This is a genomic window from Clostridium sp. NSJ-49 (assembly GCF_014287725.1).
GTDB classification, from domain to species: Bacteria; Bacillota; Clostridia; order Clostridiales; family Clostridiaceae; genus Clostridium; species Clostridium disporicum_B.
Genome location: NZ_JACOOP010000088.1, coordinates 1 through 7,883 on the forward strand (window position 1 = coordinate 1; position 7,883 = coordinate 7,883).

Below are 7,883 nucleotides of genomic sequence, written 5' to 3' on the forward strand. Positions count from 1 at the left end.
TTGCTGAATAACATTATTAACTCTTGGCATAAAAAACCTCCTAAATAGTAGTTATATTATATATTATAACCATATTTATAGAGGTTAATCAAATTTCAACAGTTTATTAAAACAAAGCCTAACAAATAAAATATGATAATTAATACTTAATAATTAAATTGTATTTAGAAGAAGTAAGTGGCAAATGAATATTAAACAACCATTTGCCACTTTGTTTTTTCTAACTAGAACTATTTTAGCTTTATATCGGCTATTAATGGGAAGTGATCTGAAGGAAATTTACCATTTAGGTTATCGGTAAGTATATCTACATCTACTATTTCTAGCTCTTCACTTACAAAAATATAATCTATATGAGAGCCAGTATCTTTGCCTTTAAAACCAGCTCGCGTAGGTTTATTATATAAATCTTTATTTTTATCTTGAACAGCAAAAAACCTTTTGTCATAATATTTTCCACTAGCAAAGTTTTTAATTACTTTACTATTAGGAGTAGCATTAAAATCACCCATTACAATTACTGGAAGTTTATCTTCTTTATAATTTGAATCTATGAATTTGCCTAATTTCTTTATTCCATAGTCTCTAGCTTGTGGAAGTAAACAATCAAGATGAGTATTATATACTCTGATTTTTGTATTGTCATCTAATTTAATTTTAGCGGTTGTACATATTCTTGGGTATAGAGAAAACCAAGGTTGACTACCTATCTTATTAGGTGTATTTGATAGCCAGATAGTTTTATGATCTTCTATGCTATGTTTTTTAGGAATTATTAAGTCATTTCTTTCGGCAAATAACTTTTTGCTCCTAGCTCGGCCAACAATATTAAAATCCTTAGCAAATTCTATAATATCTTTATGCATTTTATTTGTTAATTCTTGCACTCCAATAATATCGCAGTTATACTTTAGTATTATTTCTTTAACAATATCTTTGCGATTAACCCATCTATTATTTATATCTAGAATGAAATCGCTTCTAAGATTAAAAGACATTACAATCATTAATTCTCACCTTTTTCTATATATAATCCCTTAATTTACGATGCTTAGTAAAAAGCTTTATATTTATTTTATCATATATTAAATATTATAATCATTCATAATATTTCTTTTTATCACAAAAGATGGTAAAATATCATTATAAATAGGAAATAAATACTAATATATGTTAAATAATTACAAATAATTAGTAAAAAGTATTTAAATTTAATTGATAAATGTGGTAAAATAAATTGCTGAAAGACTAAGAGCTGTGGAGGAAAAGATCTATATATGAATAAAAGTACAATTAAAAGAGGAATTGCAATTTCGGGAGTAATTGGTGGTATGGTATTGTTAAAGCCAATTGCAGTACAAGCTTTAGAAAATAATGAATTGCCAACAACTGAGGCTGATATAGAAAATGTCAATATGAGAAGCACTAGTAGAGGACAAGTTGTTAATGTTGATGGAACATATTTAAGAATTAGGTCTAATCCATCAACAAACTCTGAAATTCTTGGAACTATGAGTGAAGGTATTAGTTTTGAAATTATATCATACAGTAATGGTTGGTATAAGATTAGCTATAACAGTATTTTGGGTTATGTACATGGAGATTATGTGGAAGAAATAAACTCAAGTTCTACAGAAGATACATTATATTACGGGAAGGTATATAATGCAGAACCTAATTTAAGAGTTAGAAGTGGTGCTTCGTTAAATTCATCTATTATCGGGTATGTTGTAGATAATACAACTGTAACAATAGTAGGGACTGCAGACGAATGGTATAAAATTAAGTTTAATAATGGCTATGGATATGTACATAGTGATTATATTTTAGTTAATGGTATCAACGATGGTAATAACAATAATAATGAAAATGGTGCAGGTGGAGATGATACCGTAAGAAAAATTGGATATGTATATGATCTAGGTGGTTCTACATTAAGAATACGTAAATCACCAAACACAAATTCAGAAGTGCTTGGAAGTTTATATGAAGGAAATTCTGTTAATATTATAGGTGAAGAAGGTAATTGGTATAGAATTTCATATAATAATTCAGTAGCATATGTAAGTAAAGATTATATAACACTAGAAAAGACATCAGATGATAATAACAGTGGATCTGGAGAAATTTTGCCTGAGCAAAGTATAATTTCAAAAGGGAAAGTTATAAATGTTGAAGGTTCAAATTTGAGAGTACGTAAAGAGGCATCCACAGATTCGTTTGTTATTGGATATCTTTTAAATAATACTATTGTAGAAATACAAGGGCAAGTAGGAAATTGGTATAAGATATCATTTAAAGATTCAGTAGGTTATGTAAGTGCTGATTATATTACTGTAGACTTTGAAGAAAACTCAGGAAATATTGGCAATGAAGGGTCTGTAAATAAAGAAGCTTACAATATAATTTTAGACTCTATGAAAGCTCAACTAGGAGCTCCGTATGTATGGGGAGGATCTGGAGAGTTTTTAACTACAGAATTTTTAAATGAATTAAAAATTAGATTCCCTGAGGATGCTGCTCAAGGAGAATATGACCATGCTGAAAGATTTGTAGACATGGGTTATAGAGCCTTTGATTGCTCTGGTCTTATTTATTGGGCATTTAGACAAGTTGGTATTAATGTGGGTAGAACGACATATAACCAAATTAATGATGGAGTAGAAGTATCATTAAATGATGTTATTCCTGGGGATTTAATTTTTACAGGAGATTTAGGACATGTTGGTATGTATATTGGTGATGGTAAATGGATTGAATCTTCATTTACAGGAGATACAGTAAGAATCAGTAATGTACCGTGGGGATATGTAAGTAGAGCAAGAAGAATACTGTAGAGAGTGAAGAGTATTTTTAGTTAAGCTCTATAGTTAAAGCTTAAGAGTAAATGTAGAAACTGCGATGCAGTTTCTACAAAATAAATTTTAAAGTCATCTTAGATATCTTTATTTTTTAATTATATGGATAGCTTTTAATTTATCTATGTTAGAATTTTCTTTTCAATAGGTTTATTACTGAGTTGATTACTAGAGATACACCTCCTATTATTGAACCAAAAATAAGTAGCGTATTAGATAATGAAGTAGGTAAGAATCTCATTTTTAAAGAAAAAAATATGGATATTATAATAATTGAAAATCCAAGTATTATAAATAGATATCCCAGTAGTGATTTTTTATTTATAAAAATAATTCCTATACCAAGCAATAATAAAATAGATGAAGCTGCAAAATTTGCGCCTCCACTTAACGAATTACCGAAAAAAATAGGAGTATAAACAACGGTATTTTTTATTAAACTAAATATACCGAAAAGCATTAATAATGAACCTAGTATTAGAGGTAAAAGTTTGTAATTTTTATTATTATGATTTTTAAACTTATTAGAATGAAATAGGGGTAGTTGTTGTTTATTTAATGTAATAAAGTTCCTTTTATAAAATTTAAGTCTTGGAGTATATCTAATAGTTTTTTTTCTATACCTCAAACAATACATCTCCTAAAAAGTAATCATTATTATAATATGAAATTAATATAAAAGTGTGATAAAAGCAAAGCTTTAAACAGTTATATAAAATTTATTTTAATAATAGAATATTGATTTATAGGTTAAAAGTTTTTTTGGGGGAAAAGAGATTTTATTTAAGTATGAATTAATTGTTAAAATGAGAATATAAATTTATTAGTAGGATATAAAAATTTATAGTCAGGTGATCTTAAATGAATGAAAGTACTTGGTATAGGATAAAGTATTCAATAGGTTATGTTTTTGAAGAAAATAAGCTAGTGATAGCTATTCCAGTAGGAATATTAGACTCTACTAAGGAGAATTTTGAGAAAAATATAAAGTTAATGGATATAGGTCCATATATAGCACTTCCAAGTGAGGCAATAAGTATTGGGGAAAGCTGTAGAGATAATATATCTAGGATTTTAAATGAAACACTAGAAGATGCCATAATAATAATTGATAAAATAATAGATGGAAAAACTGGAGAAGATTTAGAAGAAATATGCACTAAAGCAAAAGATATGTATGACTCAGAAAAGATTTATTTAGAAAAAGGTTATATACTAAAAAATATAGATGAATTTAATGAGAATATTGACCAATATAATTTTGAGTAAATCTTAAAAAGATTAAAGGCATAATATATAAGAATAGTTCTTATATATTGTGCCTTTTATTATGTTGACAATTTTGATATTAATTAATATAATTGCTTAAATAGTAAAATAACCTTTTGGCAACTGTGGATTATTTTTCTAATAGATAGTGGTATTAAAATGATTAACAAAAGAAATAAGAAGCAAAGGATGATGAGAAATTTGAGTAATAAAGAAGTATTTAAGAATATTGAAGAAAAGCTTAATAAAGAATTTATAGGACAGAAGAATTTCTTTAGTAAATTATGTGGCTATTTTAGAGAGAAGATTAGCAATGATGAAAAGGGAATTCTATTATTAGTAGGAAGTAAAGATACGTTTAAAAAAGCTAGTGTAAGATTTATATTCCAAGAGCTTAAAGAGAGTGAAGTTATTAAAAATGGAGAAGTAGATGATATAGACTTATCTGAATATAGCTTTAATTTAGGATATAATGCGTTTTTAACTGACCTTTATGAAAAATTAAACAATGATTCTAAATGTATTATTTTTAAAAATACTGATATGGCATCAGAAGAGATTTTATCACTTCTATCTAAGATAAGACCAAATAGTTGTTTACCGTTAAAGAATGAATACATACTAAAAAATAAGTTTATGATAGAAGCTGAAGCTAATGATAATACTGAAAAGATTAATGCTTTTTTATGTCATAACAAGTTTTTCGTTTTTGTTTACAATAATGATAATGATGAAAAGTTTAATCAAATAAAAGACAAATATTTAAAAAATAGTGAAGAAATTTTTTATACTAAGGACTTAACTAAAGAAGAAAGAGATTTAGTTATTAAAGCAGAGACAATTAGAGAAATAAGAAAAATACAAGATGAATTCAATATAGAAGCTATTTTAGAAATAAAGGAAGATTCAAATAAAACAGACGATTATTTATTATGCACATATTTACAAGACTTTTTCAGAGAAGATGTAAATTTTGATGTAAAGCAATATGTTTCTTATAAAGTATATAAACCATTAAGAAATTTAATAATTAATCAGGGGCTTCAAGATGAAAATAAGATATTAATATATGTAGAAGAAAATGAAATATACTGTAAAACAAATAAAGAAATCTATAAATTAAGCGAGTACTCTATTCCAACGTTAGAAGAAGCAAGATATAAGTTAGATTCAATTATAGGTATAGATGAATTAAAGGAATTTATACAAAATGTTGAAAATAACTATAAGGTTCAAGAAATAAGAGAAAGACTAGGACTTAAGTCTTCTATGCCATCTCTGAATATGATATTTGCAGGTAATGCAGGTACAGGCAAAACAAATGCAGCAAGAGTTACATTTGAATATTTAAATGCTTTAGGAATATTAAGAAAATGTGTATTTAAAGAAGTTAGTAAAGCTGACTTTATAACAGAAAATCCTAGTGATGCTGCAAAAAGAACTAATGATATTATAAATTCAGCCTTAGGTGGAGTGTTATTTATAGATGAAGCTTATTCTTTATGCCAAGATGAAAATGACAAAGTAGGTAAAGAAATAGTAGATGCTTTATTGAAAGGTATTGAAGATAATAGAAATGATTTAGTAGTAATAATTGCAGGATATGAAAAAGATATTGAAAAATTCTTAAAGTATAATCAAGGATTATCTTCAAGATTCCCAAACACAATTCATTTCCATGATTATGACCCAAAGCAAATGTATGAAATAGCTGTAAATATAGCTAAATCAAAAGGATATACAATATCTGAAAAAGCTAAGAGTGGATTGATAGAGCTATTTACCAAAAATCAATTAGTAGGTAAAAATGACTTAGGAAATGCTAGATTTGTAAGAAATATAGTAGAAAATGCTATTTTAGATTCATCAAAGAAGTATTTAACTAATAAAGAAAGGTCAATTGATGTATTAGAAAGAGATAATTTTAATTTTAAAGCTAAGGCTAAGTTTAATCTAGAAGAGAAGCTAAAAGGAATAATTGGACTTGATGAAGTTAAAGAGCTTTTAAGAAGTCAGTACAAGCTGTTAGTAGCTCAAGAAAAGAGAAAGTCAGTTGGAGTAAACACAAAAATTGAGCAGAATTTGAATATGGTATTTGCAGGTAATCCAGGTACAGGAAAAACTAGTATAGCTAGACTTGTAGCAGAAATGCTTAATAGCATGGGGTTATTAAAAGGTGGTCAGCTTGTAGAAACTGATAGATCAAGTTTTGTATCAGATATACCAGGTCAAACAGCTAAGAAAACTGAAGAAAAGTTTAAAGAGGCTATAGGTGGAATTTTATTTATTGATGAAGCTTATACACTTGCAAATGATGATTTAGGAAGAGAAGCAGTAGAAACCTTACTTAAATTAATCGAAGACTATTCAAAGGAAGTAATAGTAATATTAGCAGGATATGAAGAGGAAATGGAAGACTTCTTTGATGTTAATATCGGATTAAAATCAAGATTTCCATTATGGACTACATTCCAAGACTATAATCCAAATGAACTTTTAGAAATGTCTATAAAGTTAATAGAATCTAGTGGATTTAAACTTTCTAAAAATGCATATGTCGCATTAAAGAATAGTTTTGTTGATATATATAAAAATTCTGATGCAACATCAGGAAATGGTAGAATGGTTAGAAATTATGTAGAAAGATTAATCAGAAACCAAAGTATAAGAATAGCAGAAGAAGATATAAGTGTTTATGAAATGAACTTAATCACTACTAAAGATATAGAGAAAATAAATGTATCTGATTATGATAATAAGTTTAATTTAGAGAAAAAATTAGATGGTGTTATATCTAATGAAAATGCAAAGAATTTTCTAAGAGAGCAGTATAAGTTTATGAAGGTTATGGCTAGAAAGAAAAGACTTGGAATGGCTACTGACTTAAATAAATATATGAATATAATTGCTATGGGCTCTGAAGGTACTGGTAAGAAAAGAACATTTAATATTTATACAGAAATGTTATATAACTTAGGTATAGTTAAATCTAAAAATATGATAATAATGGATAAGTATGATATAGTTAATAGCTTTAAAGGTGGACGTAAGCTTGATGAAGTAATGAACAAATATGTTGGGAAAGTAGTTTTTGTAGAAAATGCAGGTCTTTTATTAGAAGAAGAAAATCATAAAGAAATATTAAATAGCTTAATTAAGTTTATAGATAGTAATTATAGTAAAATAATTATAGTATTATCTGGAGATAAAATAGGAGTTAGAAACTTAATACAAACAAATCAAGAACTGAGTTATAGATTCCCAGTTAAAGTAGAGTTTAAAGATTACAAGATTGACGAGCTTTTAAAGATAGCATTAACTACATTGAGTTTAAAAGGATATAATTTAAATGATGATGTAAAAGAAAAATTAGAAGAGACTTTAATTGAAATTTATGCTGATAGTGAAGTTATATTAAAAAATGGATTATTAATAAATCAATTCTTAGATTGCTTAATAAGAACTCAAAGTATAAGGATTTGTGATGAAAACTTCAATAACAAAGAAATTAATATAATAACTGTAGAAGATATTGAAAAGAGTAAAACTAGATTTTTACAGCTTTAAAGTCGAAAAATACAGTAATGAATAATTATAATTAATAACTAATGAATATAAGGGGCTGTATCAAAAAAATTTGATATTTGCCGATAAAGAAAAGGAAGTTCGAATTTGAACTTCCTTTTTTGCGCATAGTAATAATATGAAAAACTTCACAAAAAATGTGATTCCTATGCAACAAATAGGATTTGCATT

At 26.6% G+C, this 7,883-nt stretch carries 5 protein-coding genes; 4 read left to right on the forward strand and 1 reads right to left on the reverse strand.

Annotated features, from left to right (window positions below; all coding sequences use genetic code 11):
• Positions 1–230: 230 nt before the first annotated feature.
• Positions 231–1,007 (reverse strand): endonuclease/exonuclease/phosphatase family protein, encoded by a 777-nt coding sequence (locus H8S10_RS17470; protein ID WP_186839709.1) that lies wholly within the window; start codon positions 1,005–1,007, stop codon positions 231–233.
• A 270-nt stretch (positions 1,008–1,277) separates the two neighbouring features.
• Here H8S10_RS17470 and H8S10_RS17475 point away from each other — a divergent pair, with 270 nt between their 5' ends.
• The 4 genes from H8S10_RS17475 (at position 1,278) to H8S10_RS17490 (ending at position 7,694) form a co-directional block, all read left to right on the forward strand.
• Positions 1,278–2,837, forward strand: a complete 1,560-nt coding sequence (locus tag H8S10_RS17475) for an SH3 domain-containing protein (protein ID WP_186839710.1) — start codon at positions 1,278–1,280, stop codon at positions 2,835–2,837.
• A gap of 182 nt (positions 2,838–3,019) precedes the next feature.
• Entirely contained in the window at positions 3,020–3,277 is a 258-nt protein-coding gene (locus H8S10_RS17480; protein ID WP_186839711.1) for a hypothetical protein, read from the forward strand.
• Between the two features lie 442 nt (positions 3,278–3,719).
• On the forward strand, positions 3,720–4,127 hold the full coding sequence (locus tag H8S10_RS17485; protein ID WP_055263495.1) for a hypothetical protein: 408 nt from the start codon (positions 3,720–3,722) through the stop codon (positions 4,125–4,127).
• A 201-nt stretch (positions 4,128–4,328) separates the two neighbouring features.
• Complete coding sequence (locus H8S10_RS17490; RefSeq protein ID WP_186839712.1) at positions 4,329–7,694, forward strand: AAA family ATPase; 3,366 nt, start codon at positions 4,329–4,331, stop codon at positions 7,692–7,694.
• Positions 7,695–7,883 lie beyond the last annotated feature (189 nt).